20 protein-coding genes are annotated in these 21,705 nt (G+C 44.1%); 4 read left to right on the forward strand and 16 right to left on the reverse strand.

Annotated features, from left to right (window positions below; all coding sequences use genetic code 11):
* Positions 1 to 18: 18 nt before the first annotated feature.
* From yidD to treP, 12 genes are all read right to left on the reverse strand, one after another.
* Positions 19 to 261, reverse strand: a complete 243-nt coding sequence (gene yidD / locus KIH88_RS07915; protein WP_084921600.1) for a membrane protein insertion efficiency factor YidD — start codon at positions 259 to 261, stop codon at positions 19 to 21.
* Entirely contained in the window at positions 261 to 983 is a 723-nt protein-coding gene (locus KIH88_RS07920; RefSeq protein ID WP_084950003.1) for a pseudouridine synthase, read from the reverse strand. The genes yidD and KIH88_RS07920 overlap by 1 nt, the downstream gene beginning before the upstream one ends.
* Positions 970 to 1,539 carry an SMC-Scp complex subunit ScpB gene (gene scpB, locus KIH88_RS07925; RefSeq protein ID WP_000105285.1) on the reverse strand — a complete coding sequence of 190 codons (570 nt, stop codon included), beginning with the start codon at positions 1,537 to 1,539 and terminating at the stop codon, positions 970 to 972. Before scpB ends, KIH88_RS07920 begins: the two co-directional genes overlap by 14 nt.
* Before the next feature lie 18 nt (positions 1,540 to 1,557).
* A complete protein-coding gene (locus tag KIH88_RS07930; protein ID WP_000351879.1) occupies positions 1,558 to 2,286 on the reverse strand; it encodes a segregation/condensation protein A in 729 nt (242 codons plus the stop codon).
* Positions 2,286 to 3,020 carry a site-specific tyrosine recombinase XerD gene (gene xerD, locus KIH88_RS07935; RefSeq protein WP_318779496.1) on the reverse strand — a complete coding sequence of 245 codons (735 nt, stop codon included), beginning with the start codon at positions 3,018 to 3,020 and terminating at the stop codon, positions 2,286 to 2,288. Before xerD ends, KIH88_RS07930 begins: the two co-directional genes overlap by 1 nt.
* Positions 3,017 to 3,478, reverse strand: coding sequence for a cyclic-di-AMP-binding protein CbpB (gene cbpB / locus KIH88_RS07940; RefSeq protein ID WP_000560696.1), 462 nt, complete (start codon positions 3,476 to 3,478; stop codon positions 3,017 to 3,019). Before cbpB ends, xerD begins: the two co-directional genes overlap by 4 nt.
* Positions 3,475 to 3,996 (reverse strand): metallophosphoesterase, encoded by a 522-nt coding sequence (locus KIH88_RS07945; protein WP_001118947.1) that lies wholly within the window; start codon positions 3,994 to 3,996, stop codon positions 3,475 to 3,477. The genes cbpB and KIH88_RS07945 overlap by 4 nt, the downstream gene beginning before the upstream one ends.
* The gene (locus tag KIH88_RS07950) at positions 3,972 to 4,982 is read right to left on the reverse strand and encodes a nucleoside-triphosphate diphosphatase (protein ID WP_413083645.1); all 1,011 of its coding nucleotides are present in this window, start codon (positions 4,980 to 4,982) and stop codon (positions 3,972 to 3,974) included. Before KIH88_RS07950 ends, KIH88_RS07945 begins: the two co-directional genes overlap by 25 nt.
* Positions 4,940 to 5,734, reverse strand: a complete 795-nt coding sequence (racE, locus tag KIH88_RS07955; protein ID WP_007522320.1) for a glutamate racemase — start codon at positions 5,732 to 5,734, stop codon at positions 4,940 to 4,942. Before racE ends, KIH88_RS07950 begins: the two co-directional genes overlap by 43 nt.
* 205 nt (positions 5,735 to 5,939) lie before the next feature.
* Entirely contained in the window at positions 5,940 to 6,185 is a 246-nt protein-coding gene (locus KIH88_RS07960) for a YneF family protein (protein ID WP_000364980.1), read from the reverse strand.
* A gap of 141 nt (positions 6,186 to 6,326) precedes the next feature.
* On the reverse strand, positions 6,327 to 7,952 hold the full coding sequence (treC, locus tag KIH88_RS07965) for an alpha,alpha-phosphotrehalase (RefSeq protein ID WP_213988923.1): 1,626 nt from the start codon (positions 7,950 to 7,952) through the stop codon (positions 6,327 to 6,329).
* 63 nt (positions 7,953 to 8,015) lie between these two features.
* Positions 8,016 to 9,983, reverse strand: a complete 1,968-nt coding sequence (treP, locus tag KIH88_RS07970; RefSeq protein ID WP_213988924.1) for a PTS system trehalose-specific EIIBC component — start codon at positions 9,981 to 9,983, stop codon at positions 8,016 to 8,018.
* A 184-nt stretch (positions 9,984 to 10,167) separates the two neighbouring features.
* On the opposite strand from treP, the gene treR reads away from it, so the two are divergent.
* Both treR and KIH88_RS07980 read left to right on the forward strand, forming a co-directional pair.
* Positions 10,168 to 10,881: a trehalose operon repressor gene (treR, locus tag KIH88_RS07975; RefSeq protein ID WP_213988925.1), complete on the forward strand. Its 714-nt coding sequence runs from the start codon at positions 10,168 to 10,170 to the stop codon at positions 10,879 to 10,881.
* Positions 10,882 to 11,119: 238 nt separating this feature from the next.
* The gene (locus tag KIH88_RS07980; RefSeq protein ID WP_213988935.1) at positions 11,120 to 16,201 is read left to right on the forward strand and encodes an SIALI-17 repeat-containing surface protein; all 5,082 of its coding nucleotides are present in this window, start codon (positions 11,120 to 11,122) and stop codon (positions 16,199 to 16,201) included.
* Between the two features lie 69 nt (positions 16,202 to 16,270).
* Here KIH88_RS07980 and mraY read toward each other — a convergent pair whose 3' ends face one another.
* From mraY to rsmH, 4 genes are read right to left on the reverse strand one after another with little or no spacing between them, the layout of a single operon-like run.
* The gene (gene mraY / locus KIH88_RS07985) at positions 16,271 to 17,251 is read right to left on the reverse strand and encodes a phospho-N-acetylmuramoyl-pentapeptide-transferase (protein WP_000625779.1); all 981 of its coding nucleotides are present in this window, start codon (positions 17,249 to 17,251) and stop codon (positions 16,271 to 16,273) included.
* 1 nt (position 17,252) lies between these two features.
* Positions 17,253 to 19,508: a penicillin-binding protein PBP2X gene (gene pbp2x / locus KIH88_RS07990; protein ID WP_213988926.1), complete on the reverse strand. Its 2,256-nt coding sequence runs from the start codon at positions 19,506 to 19,508 to the stop codon at positions 17,253 to 17,255.
* Between the two features lie 3 nt (positions 19,509 to 19,511).
* Positions 19,512 to 19,829, reverse strand: coding sequence for a cell division protein FtsL (gene ftsL, locus KIH88_RS07995; RefSeq protein WP_000840795.1), 318 nt, complete (start codon positions 19,827 to 19,829; stop codon positions 19,512 to 19,514).
* Positions 19,830 to 19,839: 10 nt separating this feature from the next.
* Entirely contained in the window at positions 19,840 to 20,790 is a 951-nt protein-coding gene (rsmH, locus tag KIH88_RS08000; RefSeq protein WP_000159388.1) for a 16S rRNA (cytosine(1402)-N(4))-methyltransferase RsmH, read from the reverse strand.
* A gap of 162 nt (positions 20,791 to 20,952) precedes the next feature.
* On the opposite strand from rsmH, the gene KIH88_RS08005 reads away from it, so the two are divergent.
* The gene (locus tag KIH88_RS08005; RefSeq protein ID WP_001082470.1) at positions 20,953 to 21,147 is read left to right on the forward strand and encodes a helix-turn-helix transcriptional regulator; all 195 of its coding nucleotides are present in this window, start codon (positions 20,953 to 20,955) and stop codon (positions 21,145 to 21,147) included.
* A gap of 15 nt (positions 21,148 to 21,162) precedes the next feature.
* The gene (locus tag KIH88_RS08010) at positions 21,163 to 21,705 is read left to right on the forward strand and encodes a DUF3278 domain-containing protein (RefSeq protein WP_213988927.1); all 543 of its coding nucleotides are present in this window, start codon (positions 21,163 to 21,165) and stop codon (positions 21,703 to 21,705) included.

Raw genomic sequence — 21,705 nt, forward strand, 5'->3', positions numbered from 1 at the left:
ACATCAGGTGATGTTGGGTTATTTTTTTTCTTGATTTCGTTTGAGTGAAAAGTGATCTGGGACGGGGTCCTTACCTGTTTTCGACCAGGGGTGGCAACGTAAAATCCGAGCCAAACCCATCAAGACACCCTTGAAGCCATGTTTTTCAATAGCCTGAATCATGTAGTTGGAACAAGTAGGTTCAAAACGACAAGAGGGTGGAAAGGCTGGTGAGATAAAACGTTGGTAAAAGCGTACTGGCGCTATTAAGATTCGTTTCATTATTTCTTGGTTACAGCCATGGTGTGTAGTTGGCTGATTTCTTTTTTATTGAGGCGACGAGCTTCACCTGGACGAAGCCCCGTCAAGTCTAGATGTCCAAAACGTGTCCGAGACAACTTATCCACTTGGAGGCCGACAGCTTCAAACATCTTTTTAACCTGGTGGTTTCGCCCTTCATGGATAGTCAACTGCACTACAGAGCGATTTTTAACTGGATCTACTTTGAGAATTTCATAAACAGCTGGCTTGGTTTTCTTGCCATCAATCTCAAGTCCACGGGTCAAGGGGCGGAGGTTTTCCTTATTAGCCACACCTTTAACACGCGCAACATAAACCTTGTCAATCTCATTACGGGGGTGAATCATCTCGTCTGTAAAGTCCCCATCATTGGTCAAAATCAAGACACCTGATGTATCCCAGTCTAAACGTCCAACTGGATAAATGCGTTCTTTGACATTGGGCAAGAGGTCGACAACCGTCTTGCGGCCCTTGTCATCTGTCACACTGGAAATCACACCGCGTGGTTTATTAAGCAGATAGTAGACCTTTTCTTCGTTGTAGATTGGTTGACCTTCCACTTCGACTTTGTCGCCAGCCTTGATAGTGGTTGCTAGTTCACGCACCACTTGGCCGTTGACCGTTACCAAGCCTTGCTTGATCAGCTCTTCTGCTTTTCTCCTACTGGCCACACCTGCGTGGGCAATATATTTATTGATTCTCATCTTCTTCTATCCTTTCACCAAATAATTGGCTTTCTTGAGCTTGAATCTCAAGCTCATCAATCACTGGCAGTTCTTCCAAATGGTTAATCCCCATGTAATCTAGGAAATAATCCGTCGTTACATAGAGGTTAGGGCGTCCAAGCACCTCTTTTTTCCCGTCTTCTCGTATCAATTCAAAAGCCTGTAACTTTGCCAAAGCTCCACTCGAATTAACCCCACGAATAGCGTCGATTTCTATACGTGTGATAGGTTGCTTATAGGCAATAATGGACAAGGTCTCAAGGGCCGCCCGAGATAAACTCTGGTTGATGGGAGCTTTGGAGTATTCCTTCAAAATCGCTGCAAATTGAGGCTTGGTCACCAATCTGTATGCTCCCCCTGTCTCAATCAGGGACAAGCTCGAATCCTGGTCTTTTTCATACTTTTGGGCTAATTTTTCTAAACTCTGCTGGATGCCTGTCGGGGGAAGCGATAGGAGTTCAGCCAACTGACGGACTCGAATCCCATCTTCACCTGCTACAAACAAGAGCGCTTCTATTTCTGCTAAAGTACTCATCTTTCCTCTCTATCAAGTCTAGCTTTGTGCCTCTTGACTTTCTTCCTTCTTTTCCATGAGATAGATATCTCCGAAACTCTCCTCTTGAACGAGGATCAGTTCCTGGGTTTTGATTAACTCTAGGGTTGCCAAAAAGAGGGTAATGACCTCTTGGACATTCTGGGCTTCCTTGAACAAATCCTGCAAGCGCAATTGATCTCGTCCAGTCAAGGACTCTTTTACAATGCCCATCATGTCCTCAATCTTATACTCATCCCTCAGGATGGTCGTGTGGTTCTGAGCGAATTCCTCTTTTTTCTTGGCTAGGATATTTGAAAAAGCCAAAAAGAGGTCAATGGTCGTCCTATCATGCACAAGCTCCGCATCTTCGTAGATCAACTCTGTCGGCGCTTTAGAATAGTACTGAGCCCGATCTTGGTGCTTGGCCTCCAAGTGCTCACCCAAGAGCTTGAACTTGCGGTATTCTTCGATTTGGGAGAGGAGATCCTGCTCCAGGTCATCCTCCAAATCAGCCACTTCTGCCACCTTTGGAAGAAGCTTGCGGCTCTTGATCAGCATCAACTGACTAGCCATGACCATATACTCGCCCGTCACTTCCAGACGCATGGCCTGCAGGGTTGAGACATAGGCTAGATACTGTTCGATGACTTCTGTGATGGGCACATCGTAAATATCCATCTGGTACTTAGAAACCAGGTGCAAGAGCAAGTCCAGGGGCCCTTCAAAATCTTTTAATTTAATATCCATTATCTATATTTTTCTAAGGTCAGGACTGTTTTTAATCCTAATTTTTTTGCTATTTCGTACAATTCGACCTTCTTTTCTATCTGTCTCAGAATGAACTGTTCCCGCAAGGCTTGGGCTGATAAGGCTGGAAAACCTTTCTCCTTGACAAAGGACTCCAGCTGACGAAAGGCCCACTGACGAGAATAGGTTTTCCCACTCCTTTCAAAGAGATAGGTCTGCCCCATCAAGGGTTCCAATTCTGGAGTCAAGGTCGTGGGTATGGTGACAATCCTCTGTTGGGAAGCCTTGCTGATTCTCAACACTTGAAAATCCAGATTGATATCTGCAACCTTAAGGGCTAAAATCTCACTTGGCAAGAGCCCTATTTCCAAGATAAGAAGCGCCAGCAAGCGTCCTTCTGGATAATTACTTTCCTGCCAAAAAGAGTCTAAATTTAGAATCTCTGGCTTTTCAGTCTTCTTTTCAGCTTGTTTGGCTAATTCCAGACGGTAAAAGCTGTCCACTTCTCCGTTTCGATAGAGAAAGTAGAGAAATTGGTTACAGGCCGAAAGTTTTCGCTTCTGGGCGCTGATTTTTAGATTGGCTAGCTGGGCTTGGTAAATCTTAAGACTGGTCTCAGAAATCCGCTCACCCACAATGTCTAAAAATTGCTCCAGATCATACTTATAGGACTGCTTGGAATTGGTAGACAAGCCCTGTTTTTCCTCTAAAAAGGCTGAAATGCTATCTCTCATTTGCATCGAATCTCATATTCCTTACTAAAGTCATGTAAGAGAGCATTGACGGCCTTGAGGATGGACTTGCGCGTGATGATTCCTTGAAAAATCCCTTCATCATCTACCACTGGCAAGAAGGGTTCATCCACCAGTTTATGGAGGACCTCTGTGATGTTATAGTCTGGAGCGACAACTGCCACATCCGTCTTGGTCATATTGACGATGTCTGTCGTTGCCATCTGCTCATCCGTCAAACCTTGCTCCATTTGATAAGCCAAAATGTCTCTCAGACCAATGGTTCCGACAAAGCGTTTGTCAAAAGTCACAACAGGGATACGGGTATAAGTGATTTGGCTCAGCACTAAAATCGCATGGTCGGCATTGTGGGTATCAATCAAAGCTGCTAGATTCTCAGCAGGGGTAAGAAAAGTCTCTTCCTGCTCCAATAAAAATGCTTCAAATTCCTTGGCAATCATCGAGCAAACTCCTTGGACAAGCCTGGATAAACCTCATGGTCACGTGTCAAAAACTCTACTTTGAAATAGCTGTTATCAATCTCCACACGTGCATAGAGGCATTCTCTAATAGTTCCTCGTGGTTGGCTGATGGAGCCTGGATTTAGAAAAAGAGTCTTGCCTTCCATCCAAGCATTTGGTACATGCAAGTGACCATAGAGACAGATATCGGCATCTTCTTCCTGAGCCCAGTAGTCCAACTTTTGAAAGTTGAAATTGATATCAAACAAGTGTCCATGCGTCTGGATGATCTTGGTTGGACCAAGTTGAGTTACCAAACGTTCTGGGTAGCCAGCATAAAAGTCCATGTTGCCTTTGACGACATGGATGCCCTCCCAGAGCGAAGAGTCTGGTCGGAGTTCTGAGTCACCATCGTGAAAAATGGCATCAACTTTACCTAGATAGCGGTCACGAATTTCTTCCACAATCAAGCTATCTCCATGGGAGTCACTCATTACAATGATGGTTTGCTTTGCCATGATGGAAATACCTCCAAAAGTTTCTTAACGGCTAAGGCGCGGTGAGATTGGCTATTTTTTTCTTCAAGGGTTAGCTCTGCTGAGGATTTACCTGTCTCTCCTACAAGGAAGAGGGGATCATAACCAAAACCATTCTCCCCCTTGGGTTCAAAGTTAATGTATCCTGGCCAGTCAGCTTCAACAACCAAGCTTTCCTTGTTTGGACTAGCTACGACTAGGGTTGTATGGAATTGAGCTGAGCGGTCCTTGAGTTCAAAGACCATGGCCAATTCGTGCAAGAGTTTGGCATTGTTTTCACGATCAGTTGCTCCCACACCTGCAAAACGGGCTGACCAGACTCCTGGCAAACCGCCGAGGACATCGACTTTGAGACCTGAGTCATCTGCCAAAACCATCTTTCCTGTTAATTGGGAAATGGTTTCTGCCTTCAGGCGGGCATTTTCTTCAAAGGTCATGCCTGTTTCAGCAACTTCAGGTAGGTTTGGATAGTCATTGAGATTTTCCACATCGTAGCCTAACTTGTCAAAGATAGCTCGGAATTCCTTGGTCTTGCCCTCGTTACGAGTCGCAATGAGCAGAGTTTCTCTAACCTTGCTAGTTTCAAAGAAGGCTTCTACATCGACTCCTTCTTTAGGCAATTCAACATGCAAAAGCTTTCCATTTTCAACCAAGAGCAGAGCTCCCTGACGTTGGATGACTTCTAGATTGCGACCTGCTTCGGCATTTAAAATCTCAACGATAAAGGAGAGCAGACGGAAGTTAGAAGACCAGCGCATCACCGTTATCGTAATCGGAAAGCCATTTTCCTCGTCCCGAAAAATCCGCGCTAAATCCATAAAATCAAGCTCGAGAGGATCTTTGATAAGGCTATAGATGCCTCCATAGACATCCCAGACACCGACATACCAGTCCTGGTCGTCCTTATATTCATAAGTTTTGTTTGTCATAATGTTACATGCTCCACATGAATCTCTTTTTCCAGCCATTCTGCTCCAATTTGGGCAAAACTTTGGCTATTGGCTGTTGTGTAAAAACGATGTTGAAGAGGTCCCGCATCTCGGCTACGATTGATTTCAAAATAGTTCAGCAAAACCGAGATATCCCGTACACACTCTGCCCCACTATCGATGAGCTGAACCTTTGGTCCCATGACATTTTGGATGATAGGGCGAAGGAGTGGGTAATGGGTACAACCCAAAATCAGGCTATCCACCTTTCCAACCAAGGGACGCAGAGTTTCATAGACCACTTTCTTGGTAACACTGGTTGACAGGGCACCTGACTCCACCAAGGGAGCAAACTTAGGGCAGGCCAAACTCTCCACCTGTAAATCCGGATCCAGATCATGGATTTTTTGACGGTAGATGTCTGATTGTACCGTCATGGGGGTTCCAATCACTCCGATTTTCCCGCCTTGACTGGACTTGATGGCTGCCGAAGCTCCTGGCAAAATCACACCTAGAACGGGAATGTCTAGTTTCGCCTTGATTTCTTCCCAGACGACCGCAGTCGCAGTATTACAAGCAATGACAATCATTTTGACATCCTTGGTCAAGAGAAAGTTGACCAACTGCCAAGTATATTCACGAATTTGCTCAGCAGGACGGGGACCATAGGGTGCCCGTGCCGAATCTCCAATATAGACGATTTCTTCATGGGGAAGCTGGCGCATGAGCTCACGAACAACAGTCAAGCCCCCGACACCTGAATCCAAAAAACCAATTGGTCGATTATCCATACAGTCTTCTTTCTAGTCTTTTTTCTGATTGATAGTTCATCATGATTCCTTGTCCTGAACGATTAGACCGACAGCTTGATAGAATGCCAACTGCCTCTCTCTTAATCATAATCAAATATCAATAGAATGCAAGGAAAAAGTCTTATCCTTGAGAACTATTGAACATAGTGAGAAGTCTGGAACTTTCATCCCAGACTTTTCCTATTTATTTCTTTTTATTGTTAGCAAGGGCTGCTTTTTGTTGACGGATGATTTGGTGGTAAACTTGTTGTACCTTGGCTTCGCTTGGTTTTTGACCATTTGCACTCAAGAGTGCACGAACTGCCTCAGCGTTCAAACGTGGGTTGTCAGCAAATTCTTTTTCGATTTGCTTACGAACCAAATACATACCTCCAAGAGCTCCTCCTAGAAAAGCTAGCACAATCAAGATAATTGCTAAAAGTAAATCCATTCTTTTTCTCCTGTTTCTTTTTGAGTCTTCTATATTATACCATAAAGTGACTTTTCTGACTAGTTTGTTTTACGCTTTCAAGGATGGAATAGACAGCAAAAAGAACCCTGCTTTTCTGCAAAAGAGGGCTCCTTGCTACGTTTATTTTACATAAATAGCCAATGTTTGATACGGTTTCAGAAGAATTTTTTCTGATACTTCTACATCTTCATAGTTTGAAATCAGAATCTGTCCATTTCGGTAGTCTATTGGTAAGTCGATTTCCACTTCTGTGGCATAAAAATTATTGAGGACCAGTAACTTTTCATCCTCATACTGACGTTCAAAGGCATAGACTTGCTTACTGTCTTCAAAAGCTGGTTTGTAGCTTCCTTCTGAAATGATCGGCATTTCCTTACGAAGTCGAATCAAGTTTTGGTAGAAGGTGAAAATTGGGCCTTGGATTTCATTTTCTACGTTGATATGAGGGGAAGATTTCCCTGCCTTGAGCCAAGGAGTCCCTCTTGTGAAACCTGCATTTTCCGAATCATCCCACTGCATGGGAATGCGTGAGTTATCACGCGACTTAGCCTGGATAATCTGGAAAGCTTCTTGCTCACTTTTCCCTTCTTTTAAGAGCATCTGATAAGCATTGATGGACTCGACATCCACATAGTCAGCCATGGAATCATAGTCTGGGTCAACCATTCCGATTTCCTCACCCATGTAGATATAAGGTGTCCCACGTGACAGGTGAATGCTGGCAGCCAGCATGGTCGCCCCTTCATTGCGGAAATGTTGAATATCGACAAAACGATTCAAGGCTCGTGGTTGGTCGTGATTGTTCCAAAAGAGGGCACTCCAGCCGTTTTTGTCACTCATTTCCTTTCCCCAGCTATGGTAAAGTCTTTTCAACTCTTCGAAACCAAAGGGCGCCAAGGTCCACTTTTGTCCATCCTTGTAGTCCACCTTGAGATGATGGAAATTAAAGGTCATGGATAATTCCTGACGATCAGGTGCCGAATAGAGGACACAGTTTTCCATAGTTGTAGAGGACATTTCCCCAACTGTCATAATACTGTCGTCTGATCCAAAAGTGGCTTGATTCATCATGCGCAAATAGTCATGAACGATGGGCTTGTCTGTGTAAGCTGGCTTGCCTTCATTTTCTGGGCAATCCACTAAGACCTCATCCTTGCCAATCAAATTAATTACATCAAATCGGAAACCTTTGACTCCCTTGTCTCGCCAGAAATTAACAACCTTGAAAAGCTCCTTACGGACATTGGGATTGCGCCAATTAAGGTCAGCCTGGGTCTCATCAAAGAGGTGAAGGTAGTATTTCCCCGTATCCCCGAAAGGCGCCCAGGCAGAGCCACCAAACTTAGAAATCCAGTCTGTCGGTTGATCTTGGATGAAGAAAAAGTCTTGGTAATACTTGTCACCAGCCAGGGCTTTCTGAAACCATTCATGCTCGGTCGAACAATGATTGAGCACCATATCTAACATAAAGTCAATCTTGTACTCTTTACCAACACGCACCATCTCTTCAAAATCAGCCATATCACCAAAAAGGGGATCCACAGCCATATAATCTGAAATATCATAACCATTATCCCGTTGAGGACTTGGGTAGAATGGATTGAGCCAGACCATATCCACGCCCAGTTTGGCTAAGTAGGGAATTTTTTCGATAATCCCACGGAAATCCCCAATACCATTTCCAGTGGTGTCTTTGTATGATTTTGGATAGATTTGATAGACTACTTTTCCTTTATCAAGTGCCATCTGTTTCTCCTTTTCCGATAAAAGGGAGGAACCTGTGTTCCTTCCCTGTTTGGGTTATTTCGATTAGATTCGTGTAGCGACCATGAGAGCTTCTCCAGCTTGGATAGTTGTTGGATAAGTTCCAGTAATAGTTGCTGTATAAGCATCTTGGTTAGTGATGATAATTGGAGTTTCTGTCACGAGACCCGCAGCCTTAATAGCATCTATATCAAAACGAATCAATTTCTGACCAATTGTGACATGGTCTCCTTGGGCTACAAGACTTTCAAAACCTTTGCCATCAAGACCTACTGTATCCATACCGATGTGGATGAGCAATTCCACCCCCTCATCAGAGACAATACCAATGGCATGCTTGGTAGGGAAAAGAACCGTTACTGTCCCATTGACTGGAGAAGTCAACTCACCTTGGCTTGGTTCAATGACTAGACCTTGCCCCATAACACCTGATGCAAAAACAGGATCCGTCGCTTGACTCAATTCTTTCACTTGACCAGCAAGGGGGCTAACAATTTCTACTTGAGCAAGGGTTACTGGCTCATGATTCACAAATTCTGCCTCTTCTTGGGCAACGAATTCTGCCTGTAAGGCTGTATCATCCTCTGTCTTTGTAAAGAGGCCTACCTTGCGGAAGAAGAAAGTCAAGAGCATTGGTACAACAATAGCAACTAGCATGGTTCCTGCAAACGGCAGCATGTATTGAGGTTGAATAGAGAGGATACCTGGCAAACCTCCGATACCGATAGAAGCCGCAGTTACATTGAATGTAACGGACAACATGCCTGCAAGGGCCGAACCAATCATCCCAGCTACAAATGGATAGATGTATTTGACATTAACCCCAAAGAGGGCTGGTTCTGTAACACCGAGATAGGCTGAAATGGTTGCAGGAAGTGAAATCTGAGCCTCACGCTCATCATGACGGTGCATGAAATAATAGGCAAATACGGCAGAACCTTGGGCAATATTTGAAAGAGCAATCATTGGCCAGAGGGCAGTCCCGCCAGCATCCGCAATCAATTGTGTATCGATGGCATTGGTCATATGGTGCAAACCTGTGATGACAAATGGAGCGTAGAGGGCACCAAAAATCGCACCGAAGAGCCATTTAACTGGACCCGTCAAACCTGCCAAGACAACTGATGAGAGTCCTTGCCCGATTGTCCAACCGATTGGCCCCAATACAGTATGAGCCAAAATCAAAGCTGGAATCAATGACAAGAAAGGTACAAAAATCATCGAAATCACTTCTGGGATATGCTTGCGCCAGAAAATTTCCAAATATGCTAAACTCAAACCTGCCAGTAAGGCTGGAATAACTTGGGCTTGATAACCGATACGATTAACAGTAAAGTAGCCAAAATTCCATACCCAGTTGGCTGCGATTTCTGATGCAGGTGTTGAAGCTACTGCATAGGCATTGAGCAACTGAGGTGAAACCAAACAGATCCCGAGTACAATTCCCAAGATTTGGCTGGTTCCCATCTTACGAGAGACAGACCAGGTAATCCCTACTGGTAAGAACTGGAAGATTGCTTCACCAGGCAACCAGAGGAAGTGATTAACCCCTGACCAAAACTGAGAGGATTCTGTGATAGTCTTGCCATCCAACATTGACCAATGCACACCTTCTAATACATTGCGGAAACCAAGGATCAATCCTCCGACAATCAAGGCTGGAATAATCGGCGTAAAGATTTCTGCTAGAGTGGTCATGACACGTTGGATCAGGTTTTGATTGCTCTTAGCTGCGGACTTGGCTGCTTCTTTGGAGACACCCTCAATACCTGAAACAGCTGTAAAATCATTATAAAAAATCGGCACGTCATTCCCAATAATCACCTGAAATTGACCGGCATTGGTAAAGGTCCCTTTGACGGCTGGAATCGACTCGATAGCCTTGACATTGGCCTTCTTTTCGTCTCCGAGAACAAAGCGCATCCGTGTCGCACAGTGGGTTACGGCAGTGACATTCTCCTTGCCTCCGATCGCTTGAAGCAGATCTTTGGCTTCTTGTTCAAATTTTCCCATTTGATTCTCCTTATACTTGTCAAAGCAAGTTTTATTTGATAAGACTATTGTAAACGATACCAAACTTGTAGGCAACTTGTTTGTGATAAAAAGAGGATATTTTTGGATATTTTCTAGCACTTGTATGGTAAAATAGATACAGGTGTCCATTGAACTAGACTAAAAACCCATTTAAGGAAGCAATATGAAGAAATACCAACAACTATTTAAGCAAATTCAGGAAACCATTCAAAATGAGACTTACGCTGTCGGAGATTTTCTTCCTAGTGAGCACGACCTCATGAACCAGTATCAAGTGAGTCGTGACACCGTACGAAAGGCTCTGTCCCTGCTCCAAGAGGAAGGATTGATCAAGAAAATAAGAGGTCAGGGTTCTCAAGTTATCAAAGAAGAAACCGTCAATTTCCCTGTCTCCAACCTAACCAGCTACCAAGAACTGGTCCAGGAACTTGGACTCCGCTCGAAAACAAACGTGGTCAGTCTAGATAAAATCATTATCGATAAAAAATCCTCACTGATAACCGGCTTTCCAGAGTTTCGGATGGTTTGGAAGGTGGTCCGCCAACGTGTAGTGGATGACCTGGTATCGGTTCTGGATACGGACTATCTGGATATGGAACTAATCCCGAATCTCACTCGCCAAATCGCTGAGCATTCTATCTATTCTTATATAGAGGATGACCTCAAACTTCTTATTGATTATGCTCAGAAAGAAATTACTATCGACCACACAGGTGACCGAGACAAGATTCTCATGGACATTGGCAAAGACCCTTATGTCGTATCAATCAAGTCAAAAGTCTATCTCCAAGACGGGCGCCAGTTTCAGTTCACCGAAAGTCGCCATAAATTAGAAAAATTTCACTTTGTTGACTTTGCCAAAAGGCATCCGAAATAAACACTTACAGTTGGGGATACTCTCAACCGTTTTTTGGTAATAAATGATCTTCTAGTTGATCATTGGAAAAGAGTGACTCTATCCTGCTTATTCTACTATTTTAAGAAAAAGCAATCTCAAATATGTTTTTCACTAGAAACCTCTTGACAAATAATAGGTAATCAGTAGAATGGGATTTAAATAGAAAAAATATAGGGCTTTGTTTTACAAAATATAAACGGTTCCAAAACAAATAGAAATTTCTAGGGAGAAAATATTTTGGGAGAAATCCTGTCGCTATAGCATCCGCAAACTAACGGTTGGGACTGCTTCTGTTTTGCTGGGGGCTGTTTTTCTATCTAGTCATACAGTCTCAGCTGATGGTATTGAAGTACAACAAAATGCCCCAAGTATTGTCGAGACTACTATTAAACCTGATAGTGGATCAGAGCAGATTGAACCGACTGAGACCACTAAACCAGCTCTAGTTGAGAAGTCAGATGTCGAAAGCAATCCTGCTGAAAGTAAACCTGCTGAGACTCCACAAGCTACAAATAGCCAAACTAGTTCTGAGCCTATTGTTGAATCAAACGAAAACAAGGAGAATGAAAATACCGAGCTACCCGTGACAAAGCAAGAAAACTATCAACTCAACTACGATCAGCCAACAGCTCCCTCCTATGATGGGTGGGAAAAACAAGCCCTTCCAGTCGGAAATGGCGAGATGGGAGCTAAGGTCTTTGGTCTGATCGGTGAAGAGAGAATCCAGTATAACGAAAAGACCCTCTGGTCAGGAGGTCCCCGGCCCGATAGCACCGACTATAATGGTGGAAACTACAAGGATCGCTACAAGGTCCTAGCAGAAATTCGTAAGGCTCTCGAAGATGGTGACCGCCAAAAAGCCAAACAACTGGCTGAACAAAATTTAGTTGGGCCAAATAATGCCCAGTATGGACGTTACCTAGCCTTTGGTGATATCTTCATGGTCTTTAACAATCAGAAGAAAGGCCTGGATACCGTAACAGATTATCACCGTGGTTTGGATATCACAGAGGCCACTACGACTACTTCTTACACCCAAGATGGGACGACCTTCAAACGCGAAACCTTCTCCAGCTATCCTGATGATGTCACTGTGACCCACCTGACTAAAAAAGGAAACAAGACGCTTGACTTTACTCTTTGGAACAGCTTGACTGAGGACTTGCTTGCTAATGGTAATTACTCTTGGGAATATTCCAACTATAAGGACGGACATGTTACTACAGATGAACATGGAATTCTTCTAAAAGGAACTGTTAAAGATAACGACCTCAAATTTGCATCCTATTTAGGAATTAAAACGGATGGAACAGTCACTGTTCAGAATGAGACCCTAACCGTTACAGGCGCAAGCTATGCGACCCTCTATCTCAGCGCCAAGACAAACTTTGCTCAAAATCCTAAAACCAACTATCGAAAAGACATTGACCTCGAAAAAACGGTTAAGGGTATTGTAGAAGCCGCTAAGGCCAAAGACTACGAGACACTTAAAAAAGACCATATCAAGGATTATCAAAGTCTCTTTAATCGTGTTAAACTAAATCTAGGTGGAAGCAAGACTGCTCAAACGACAAAAGAGGCCCTTCAAGGCTATAACCCAGAAAAAGGGCAAAAATTGGAAGAACTCTTCTTCCAATACGGACGTTATTTATTGATTAGTTCGTCTCGTGATCGGACAGATGCCCTTCCTGCCAACCTACAAGGAGTCTGGAATGCTGTAGACAATCCACCTTGGAACGCTGACTACCACCTCAATGTCAATTTGCAAATGAACTATTGGCCAGCTTACATGAGCAACCTTGCTGAAACTGCCAAGCCAATGATCAACTACATTGACGACATGCGCCACTATGGTCGTCTCGCTGCCAAGGAATACGCTGGCATCGAATCCAAAGACGGACAAGAAAATGGTTGGCTGGTCCACACTCAAGCAACACCATTTGGCTGGACTACTCCAGGCTGGAATTACTATTGGGGTTGGTCTCCAGCTGCTAATGCTTGGATGATGCAGAACGTCTATGATTACTACAAATTCACCAGGGACGAAACTTATCTAAAAGAAAAGATTTACCCAATGCTCAAGGAAACAGCTAAGTTCTGGAACTCCTTCTTGCACTATGACAAGGCCAGTGATCGTTGGGTGTCTTCTCCATCCTACTCACCAGAACACGGGACCATCACGATCGGAAATACCTTTGACCAGTCGCTAGTCTGGCAACTCTTCCACGACTACATGGAAGTCGCCAACCATCTGAAAGTCGACCAAGACTTAGTCACAGAGGTCAAGGCTAAATTTGACAAACTGAAACCATTTCACATCAACAAAGAAGGACGTATCAAGGAATGGTACGAAGAAGACAGCCCACAATTCACCAACGAAGGGATTGAAAACAACCACCGTCACGTTTCCCATCTAGTTGGTCTCTTCCCAGGTACGCTCTTTAGCAAGGATCAGGCTGAATACCTAGAAGCTGCGCGTGCTACCCTCAACCACCGTGGAGATGGTGGTACTGGTTGGTCTAAGGCCAATAAAATCAACCTCTGGGCTCGTCTCTTGGACGGTAACCGTGCCCATCGCTTACTCGCTGAACAGCTCAAATACTCAACCCTAGAAAACCTTTGGGATACCCACGCACCATTCCAAATCGACGGAAACTTTGGAGCAACTAGTGGGATGGCAGAAATGCTCCTCCAATCTCATACTGGCTATATTGCGCCATTGCCAGCCCTTCCAGATGCTTGGAAAGACGGTCAAGTTTCTGGCTTGGTTGCTCGAGGTAACTTTGAAGTCAGCATGAAGTGGAAAGATAAAAACCTTCAAAGCTTGTCCTTCCTGTCAAATGTCGGCGGAGACCTGGTTGTAGACTATCCAAACATCGAAGCTAGTCAGATCAAGGTCAATGGCAAACCAGTCAAGGCAACGATTCTCAAAAACAATCGTATCCAACTAGCAACACAAAAAGGTGACGTCATTACCTTTGAACATTTCCCTGGTCGTGTAACCAGTCTGACAGCCGTTCGACAAAATGGAGTCACTGCCGAACTTACCTTTAACCAAGTAGAAGGCGCTACCCACTATGTCATCCAAAGACAAGTGAAAGACGAAAATGGTCAAACCTCTGCGACCAGAGAATTTGTAACCAATCAAACCCACTTTATCGACCGATCACTAGATCCTCAACATGCCTACACCTATACTGTCAAGGCTATGCTGGGCGATCTTGCCACACAAGTTTCTGAACAGGCCACTGTCGAAACCTATAGCGAGTTGATGGACGACCGAGATAGCCGCATCCAGTACGGAGCTGCCTTTGGAAACTGGGCAGACTCAGAATTATTTGGAGGAACAGAGAAATTTGCTGACCTTTCAAAAGGAGACTACACAGACGAAGATCTCACTGCCACTATTCCTTTCACTGGCGTTGGTATCGAAATCTATGGACTGAAATCGTCTGAACTAGGTCTTGCCACTGCTAAAATTGATGGCAAAGAGGTCGGCGAGCTTGACTTCCATACTGCTGGAGCAACTGAAAAAGGTAGTCTCATTGGTCGCTTCACAGGATTATCTGACGGACCTCACACATTGACTCTTAGTGTTAAACGTGAGCACAAAGGACGTGGTAGTGAGCGCTCGAAAATTTCATTAGACTACTTCAAGATCCTAGCAGGAACAGGCAATACGATTGAAAAAATGGATGATCGTGATTCGCGTATCCAGTATGGTTCCCAGTTTAAGGACTGGTCTGACCCTGAACTCTACGGTGGTACGGAAAAATACGCTGATATTAACAACAGCGACTCTAGTACAGCTTCAGAAGCTCAGGCAACCATTTCCTTTACAGGGACAGGCATTCGAATTTATGGCTTGAAGAGCCTTGCCCTTGGACGAGCACGTGTTACACTAGATGGCAAAGAAATGCCCAGTCTAGACTTCTACACTTCAGGCGCAACTGAAAAGAGAGCTTTTATTGGCGAATTTACAAATCTCACTGACGGTCCGCATACCCTGACATTACAAGTTGATCCAGATTCGCCAGAAGGTCGCAAGAAAATCTCTCTAGACTCCTTTGATATCATCAAAGCTCCTGCTGTTGGTATAGATAGCCCGAGCATCGCGCCTCTTAAGGAAAATGACAAAGAAATTTCCTTAACCCTACCATCTGGAGATTGGGAAGCCCTCGCTGTAACCTTCCCAGGTGTCAAAGATCCTCTAGTATTGCGTAAGGTGGATGAAACGCATCTAGTTACAAGTGGAGATCAGACTATCCTATCAATCCAAGACAATCAAGTTCAAATCCCAATTCCTGACGAAACCAATCGCAAAGCTGGAAATGCCATTGAAGCTTATACCATTCAAGGAAATACCACAAGTAGCCCTATCGTAGCCGTCTTTACTAAAAAAGATGAAAAGAAAGTTGACGAGAAGCAGCCAACTACAAACAAGGGGGATGAACCAGCTCCTACTGTCGAGAAACCTGAGTACACTGAGCCTATCGGGACTGCAGGGCAAGAAGTGCCACCTACTGTAGAAATTCCTGAGTACACTGAACCTATCGGAACGGCAGGGCAAGAAGAAGCTACTACTGTTGAAAAACCTGAGTACACCGAACCTATCGGAACAGCAGGGCAAGAGGAAGCCCCTACTGTTGAAAAACCTGAGTACACTGACCCTATCGGAACTAGTGGGGATCAGGCCGCTCCATCCCTTAGCCTTCCTGACTATCCAGTTCGAGTCTTGAAAGACAAAGAAACCGGAGTGGAAATCATTGGGGGAGTCACTGACTTAGAAGGAATTTCTCACATCTCTAGCCGACGTGTCCTAGCTCAAGAACTCTTTGGCAAGACCTATGATGCTTACGATCTACAGCTTAAAAATCCAACCAATAATAGCTTGCAGCCAAAAGGCTCTGTCTTAGTTCGCTTGCCTGTTTCAGCTAGCGTCGAAAATATCTACTACATCACTCCGACCAAGGAGTTGCAAGCCCTTGATTTCACTGTACGAGACGGAAAGGTAGAATTCATCACTAATCATTTCAGTACCTATGCTGTCGTCTATCAAGCTGCTGGAACAACCCCTAGTACAGATGAAAAACCAAGTGCTTCAGATACAGAAGACTTGGCACACGAGGCTGAACAACTTTCAGCTAGTCCGAGCCTTGCTAAAACTGGAAATCATTCTCCTAAAGAAGAACTTCCAGCGACAGGAGAAGCGTCCAACCCACTCCTCTTCTTAGCAGGCCTCAGCCTAGCCCTTACAGCCACTTTTATGCTAAAAGGAAGAAAGGATGACTCCAACTAACCTTTAAGCACACAAAAACAGGATGAAGATCACCTTCATCCTGTTTTATTTTGTAATCAAAAGTTAGTTTTACAGTAGGTATAAAAAGGCTAGGGTCAAGAGACTTGCTAGAAGCCCAACTCCCCAAAAGAAGAAGTCAACCTTCCACTCGCTCCAAGGATTGCCCTTGCCTGAGAATCCTCCAAGCTCGAAATGATGATGCACAGGTGTCATACGGAAAATACGCTTTCCACCACTAAGTTTGAAGTAGGTAACCTGCATCATAACAGAGCTTGTCTCAAAGACATAGATAATCCCAATCAGTAAAAGGGTCCATTCTTGGTGGAGGGCCATAGAGATTGCTGCCAGCATCCCACCTAGAGCCAAACTACCCACATCTCCCATGAAAACCTTGGCAGGCTTGTGATTAAAGACGAAGAAACCTAGCAAACCACCAATCATGGCAAGAATCACAAGAAGAATATCCAGTTGATTTTGCATATAAGCAATCACACCATAGGCAGACAGGCTAATCACTACGGAAATACTTGCTAAGCCGTCGATCCCGTCAGTCAGATTCACCGCATTTGAAAAGCCAACTAGCCAGAAAAGGGCAAAGAAGATATAGAAAATACCCAGATGTACTTGGTAGCCAAAGACCGAAAGCATGTCGCCACCACGCTCATAAAAGAGGTAGAAAATCACTCCTCCAAGCAACTGGAGAGCAAGCTTTTGCTTAGGATTCAATCCTTCGTTTATCTTACGGAAAATTTTGAGGAAATCATCCAAAAAACCTACCAAACCATACAAAACCAAGATAAACAAAATCATACCTACATTGTTAGTCAATTGTTGGGTAAAGAGAGCGACAAGGAAACTCACTACTACTGCAACGATAAGGAAGACAAGACCTCCCATGGTTGGAGTCCCAGCTTTAGCTTGGTGTTGCTTGACATCCTCGTGCATCTGCTGTCCTGTAATCTGTGCTTTTCGATAAAATCGGATAAAGGCTGGAATACCTATCAAGGTCAATAGAAAGGCTAGAACTCCAGCATTAATGGAACTAATCATCTTAATCTCCTAAAGTTATTTTCATTTTTTTGATGTCTTTGAGGGCCGTATTGGCACGGACACTTTGTTTCTTGACCGTTTTGCCACTACCTTCCCACTCGACTTCTATATTTAGCCATTTAGCAAATGTTTGCACATTTTCATCTGTCCAGCCATACATATCAGGCATTTCTTCGACCTTATCAGATAGGATCAAGATCTGCTGATTAGCTTCCAAATTATCTCCTTCAGAAACCGAGAGCTCCTTGATCTTGGTTCCTGTTCCGATAACGATTGGTTGGACAAGGTTACGACGCAATTCCTCTGCTAGGTCACCCGGAGTAAAGTCCTTGGTAGCTGGCATGGCATAGCTTGTCGTCTTGCTGACCTGATCTAAGCTCTTGGCAGTTGACTGAAGATTGAGGGATTCTTTCATAGCAGAGGCTCGCTCAAGGATTGGGTTGGCAAACTCTCCCAGCTGAACACCCGAATAATGCACTGGCTGTTGCACCGTCACATAGAGGATAAAGTCAGGATTTTCTGCAGGATGCATGGATACAACAGAGAAGATATAGTTGGTTTCACCTGTAAGATAACCCCCATTCTTCTCATCGGCAATCTGAGCAGTCCCTGATTTCAGGGCGACATTCTGACCTGGAACATTGACATTCGGCTTTCCTATGCTGTGGTTGTACATGGTACCGTAGACAGGATCTGTTCCGACCATGACCATGTGCTCCCGAGTAGAGGATGCTGCTGCTTTTGACACAGGATTTCCGACAATTTCCTTTTGAGACTTACGGACAGACTGGTCATTTGGATCATAGAGGGCACTGATAAATTTTGGCTCCAACATAACCCCATCGTTGGCAATAGCTGTAAAAGCACGAAGCATCTGGGTCTGGGTGACAGAGATCCCTTGTCCAAATGCACTCATGGCGATATTAACAATGTTATCAGCAGGTAATTGACCTGTGTACTCATCTGTCAGACCAAAACGGGTCGGTACTCCAAACTTAAAGCGGTTAAGGTAGTCCAACCAGGTTGCATCTCCCATCTTTTGCTCAAGCAAGGTCATTCCGATATTACTTGAGTGGGCAAATCCTTGAGAGAAGGTCATAGTGCCACCACTGGTCAATCCTTCATTGACGTCCCAGTCTCGAATGGTCGCATCAGCTATTTTCAATTCGCTACTGTTAAAGTATTCGCCACCAGGGAAGGTATTGTTGTCAATAGCCGAAGCTAACATCATCACCTTCATGGTTGACCCTGGCTCATAGTTACTTTGATAGAGGATATCACGCCAGACAAAGTCTTTTGTGATGCCATCCTTGGTATCTGCATTAAAGGTCGGCCGTTGGGTCGTAGCCAGGATTTCCCCTGTTTTAGCGCTGACCAAGGTAGCCGTCATATACTTGCCTTTTACCTTTTCCTGAAAGGCATCCATCTGGGTTTCCATAAAGGATTGCAAGGGACTAGAAAGGGTTGTGTACACATCCTTTCCATCTACCGTTTGTTGAGAAGCTTGATCTGTACCCGGAACAATATTTCCCAGACGATCCTTCTCATAGGTGATGATCCCATCTGTACCCGCCAGAATGTTATTTAAAGAACTCTCCAATCCAGATGTCCCAATCAAACGTTTGGTGCCATCCTCATTTTCATGGAGTTGCGCTAAACCGATAAAGGAAGAAGCAAACTGTCCATTGGGATAACTGCGGTTAGGGCTAGTTGTAAAGTCAACTCCCTCAACACCAGCAGTTTTGAGGTCATTTTTAATAGCCATCATATTGGCATAGGTGATCCCATTTCCCTTGGTACCAAAAGATACCTGTTTCAGATCTGGTTGAGAAAGCTGTTCTTTGACATAAGACTCCTCCATATCCAGATACTTATGGAAAATTTCAGCTACCTTATTAAATTGAGAATCCTCTACATAGAGAATTTTGCCTGTTGCTGACTTGTAGGTCTTATCAATAACGGCATAGATATTATACGAAGTCGCATCCTCTGCAATAGGCGTTCCATTACGATCGTAGATGGTTCCCCGTTTTGCAGGAATCGTCTTGGTTGTTTGGTGAACCTTGTTGGCTTCTTGAACCAAGTCCTTACCAAATTTTTTACCCGTTCCGATGATGACCGCAAAGTTGACCAAAAAGACAGCGAAGAGTATGACAGCCAATAAACTCAGGCTTTTCCCTACTCTTCGGCGATTTTCTTCTGGAGATTTACGGTTACGAACGGCATAACGGATGATTTTTTCTTTCCACTGTTTCATTTCTTACTCCGCTGCTCGGATATTTTCGTTATTCAGCTGCAAATCTTTAGAGTTTGCAATCTCTTTCAAACGTTCTGAACGAATCAATTCATTGACCTCTTGCTTGGCATCATCTAGCTCGGTTTTCTTTTCTTCGATTTGAGCATTGACCTTGGTCAATTCATTCTGAACTTGTAATAGCTTGGTCTGCATAAACACAACGCTAATTGCCAGGATAATCATTGTTGCAGCAATCGAAACATAGAAGGCCTTTTCCACACGTGAAAAACCTTTGAACTTCGTTTGCAATAACTGGCTTGTTTTTTCGATTCTTTCTGCCATGTTTTTCCTCTTACTTGTGAATTTTTCTAGCCACGCGCAACTTGGCTGAATGCGAACGATTGTTGGCTTCTAGCTCTTCAGCACTTGGCAAGATTGGCTTACGGGATACCAATTCCATCTTGGGCTTAAGGTCATCTGGAATGAAGGGCAAGCCTTTGGGAACTTCCACTGTTGAAGCTTCCTTGAATAATTGCTTGGTCAAGCGGTCTTCCAGCGAATGGAAGGTAATGACCGAGATTCTACCATCCAGAGCCAGCATGTCCATGGCCTGCTGGATAGATTCATCTGCAGCGCCCAGCTCATCATTGACTTCGATTCGGATAGCCTGAAAAATCTGCTTGGCAGGGTGTCCCTTTTTCTTGAGCTCCTTGGCAGGCTTGGCCGACTTGATAATCTCTGCCAACTCCGTCGTTGTCTCAATGGGTTTCACCTCACGCGCTTGCTCAATCTTACGAGCTATCTGTTTAGAAAACTTATCCTCACCATACTTGAAAAAGATCCGAACCAAGTCATGATAGTCATAATGATTGACCACCTCATAGGCCGTCAGACTAGCTTCCTGATTCATCCGCATATCCAGTGGCGCATCCTTTTTATAAGAAAAACCACGTTCACGCTGATCCAGCTGAGGACTGGACACTCCCAAATCATAACAAATTCCATCAATTTCCTGGACACCAGCCTCCTGCAAACGTGCCTGCAAATGACGGAAGTTATCCTTGATAAAGGTTACCATCCCCTTTTCGATATAGGGTGCCAACCGTTTTTGCGCATTGTCAATGGCATTCTGGTCCTGGTCAAAGGCATAGAGATGCCCTTTTTCGCTCAATTTACTTAATAAATATTCGCTATGGCCTGCTCCGCCCAAAGTCGCATCAACGTAGATACCGTCAGGTTTTACGTCAAGCATATCAATCGTTTCATGAAGCAAGACCGTTACATGATGAAATTCTTTTGTCATATCCTATCTATTTTACCACAAATCTGACCAGCTTGCACTTGTCAGACAAGGCTAAGTTTCTTCGAAAATAATTCTCAAAAAAATGTCGTATATACTTGACACGCCATCTCCAAAAGAATATAATATAGTCAAATATATACGACATATCAGAAAGGAGACCCTATGAATCGTGTTAAAGAATTCCGCAAGGAATTGGGCATTTCCCAGCTCGAGCTCGCCAAAGATATCGGTGTCTCGAGACAGACCATCAACATGATTGAAAATGACAAATACAATCCAACCCTAGAACTCTGTCTCAACCTCGCCCGCAGCCTCCAAACTGACCTCAATAGCCTCTTTTGGGAAGACGATTTTTAAAAAAGGAGCAAACAAATGAAAAAAGAAACTCTCACTGACAAACTCATCAAACGCACATACGGTATTTCTGGTCCCCTTGACGAACACAAACGGCGCGAGGCCGATCGTATCGGGAATCAGGTCTTTATTGTCCTCTTTTATCTGATGACATTTGGCAATCTTATCCCGCTCGTTCTTGCTTATAAATACCCGCAAATTGTCGCTATCGGTTATCCTCTTGTGGTATTCGGCATTTCGATGATTTCTGCTCTCTATGTGCTCTCCCAAACCAGGAAAACAGGCATCACAGCTATTGACCCCGAAATGTTAAGCAAGAAAGAAAATAAACAACTGCATTTTCCTGGTCTAAAAGCCGGTCTAATCTATGGCATAGCGATATTTTTTATAATGCCACTCATCGATACCCTAACCAGTGAAAATCCAAATTTCATCAGTTCTCTTCTGAATTCAAAACATATTTTAAAAACTATACTGGGAGCGTTCTTTTTTGGACTGATGATGCAAATTATCGTCTCTCTTCGCATTCAAAAGGCCAAGAAAGACCAAGAAGACGACTAG

Origin of the sequence: Streptococcus oralis (genome assembly GCF_018448765.2) — a bacterium.
In the GTDB taxonomy this organism is placed as follows: Bacteria; Bacillota; Bacilli; order Lactobacillales; family Streptococcaceae; genus Streptococcus; species Streptococcus oralis_BM.

Bases quoted from the DNA above. Each gene is read 5' to 3' on its own strand.
- yidD (WP_084921600.1), bottom strand. From the start codon at position 261: ATGAAACGAATCTTAATAGCGCCAGTACGCTTTTACCAACGTTTTATC.
- KIH88_RS07920 (WP_084950003.1), bottom strand. From the start codon at position 983: ATGAGAATCAATAAATATATTGCCCACGCAGGTGTGGCCAGTAGGAGA.
- scpB (WP_000105285.1), bottom strand. From the start codon at position 1,539: ATGAGTACTTTAGCAGAAATAGAAGCGCTCTTGTTTGTAGCAGGTGAA.
- KIH88_RS07930 (WP_000351879.1), bottom strand. From the start codon at position 2,286: ATGGATATTAAATTAAAAGATTTTGAAGGGCCCCTGGACTTGCTCTTG.
- xerD (WP_318779496.1), bottom strand. From the start codon at position 3,020: ATGAGAGATAGCATTTCAGCCTTTTTAGAGGAAAAACAGGGCTTGTCT.
- cbpB (WP_000560696.1), bottom strand. From the start codon at position 3,478: ATGATTGCCAAGGAATTTGAAGCATTTTTATTGGAGCAGGAAGAGACT.
- KIH88_RS07945 (WP_001118947.1), bottom strand. From the start codon at position 3,996: ATGGCAAAGCAAACCATCATTGTAATGAGTGACTCCCATGGAGATAGC.
- KIH88_RS07950 (WP_413083645.1), bottom strand. From the start codon at position 4,982: ATGGCTGGAAAAAGAGATTCATGTGGAGCATGTAACATTATGACAAAC.
- racE (WP_007522320.1), bottom strand. From the start codon at position 5,734: ATGGATAATCGACCAATTGGTTTTTTGGATTCAGGTGTCGGGGGCTTG.
- KIH88_RS07960 (WP_000364980.1), bottom strand. From the start codon at position 6,185: ATGGATTTACTTTTAGCAATTATCTTGATTGTGCTAGCTTTTCTAGGA.
- treC (WP_213988923.1), bottom strand. From the start codon at position 7,952: ATGGCACTTGATAAAGGAAAAGTAGTCTATCAAATCTATCCAAAATCA.
- treP (WP_213988924.1), bottom strand. From the start codon at position 9,983: ATGGGAAAATTTGAACAAGAAGCCAAAGATCTGCTTCAAGCGATCGGA.
- treR (WP_213988925.1), top strand. From the start codon at position 10,168: ATGAAGAAATACCAACAACTATTTAAGCAAATTCAGGAAACCATTCAA.
- mraY (WP_000625779.1), bottom strand. From the start codon at position 17,251: ATGATTAGTTCCATTAATGCTGGAGTTCTAGCCTTTCTATTGACCTTG.
- pbp2x (WP_213988926.1), bottom strand. From the start codon at position 19,508: ATGAAACAGTGGAAAGAAAAAATCATCCGTTATGCCGTTCGTAACCGT.
- ftsL (WP_000840795.1), bottom strand. From the start codon at position 19,829: ATGGCAGAAAGAATCGAAAAAACAAGCCAGTTATTGCAAACGAAGTTC.
- rsmH (WP_000159388.1), bottom strand. From the start codon at position 20,790: ATGACAAAAGAATTTCATCATGTAACGGTCTTGCTTCATGAAACGATT.
- KIH88_RS08005 (WP_001082470.1), top strand. From the start codon at position 20,953: ATGAATCGTGTTAAAGAATTCCGCAAGGAATTGGGCATTTCCCAGCTC.
- KIH88_RS08010 (WP_213988927.1), top strand. From the start codon at position 21,163: ATGAAAAAAGAAACTCTCACTGACAAACTCATCAAACGCACATACGGT.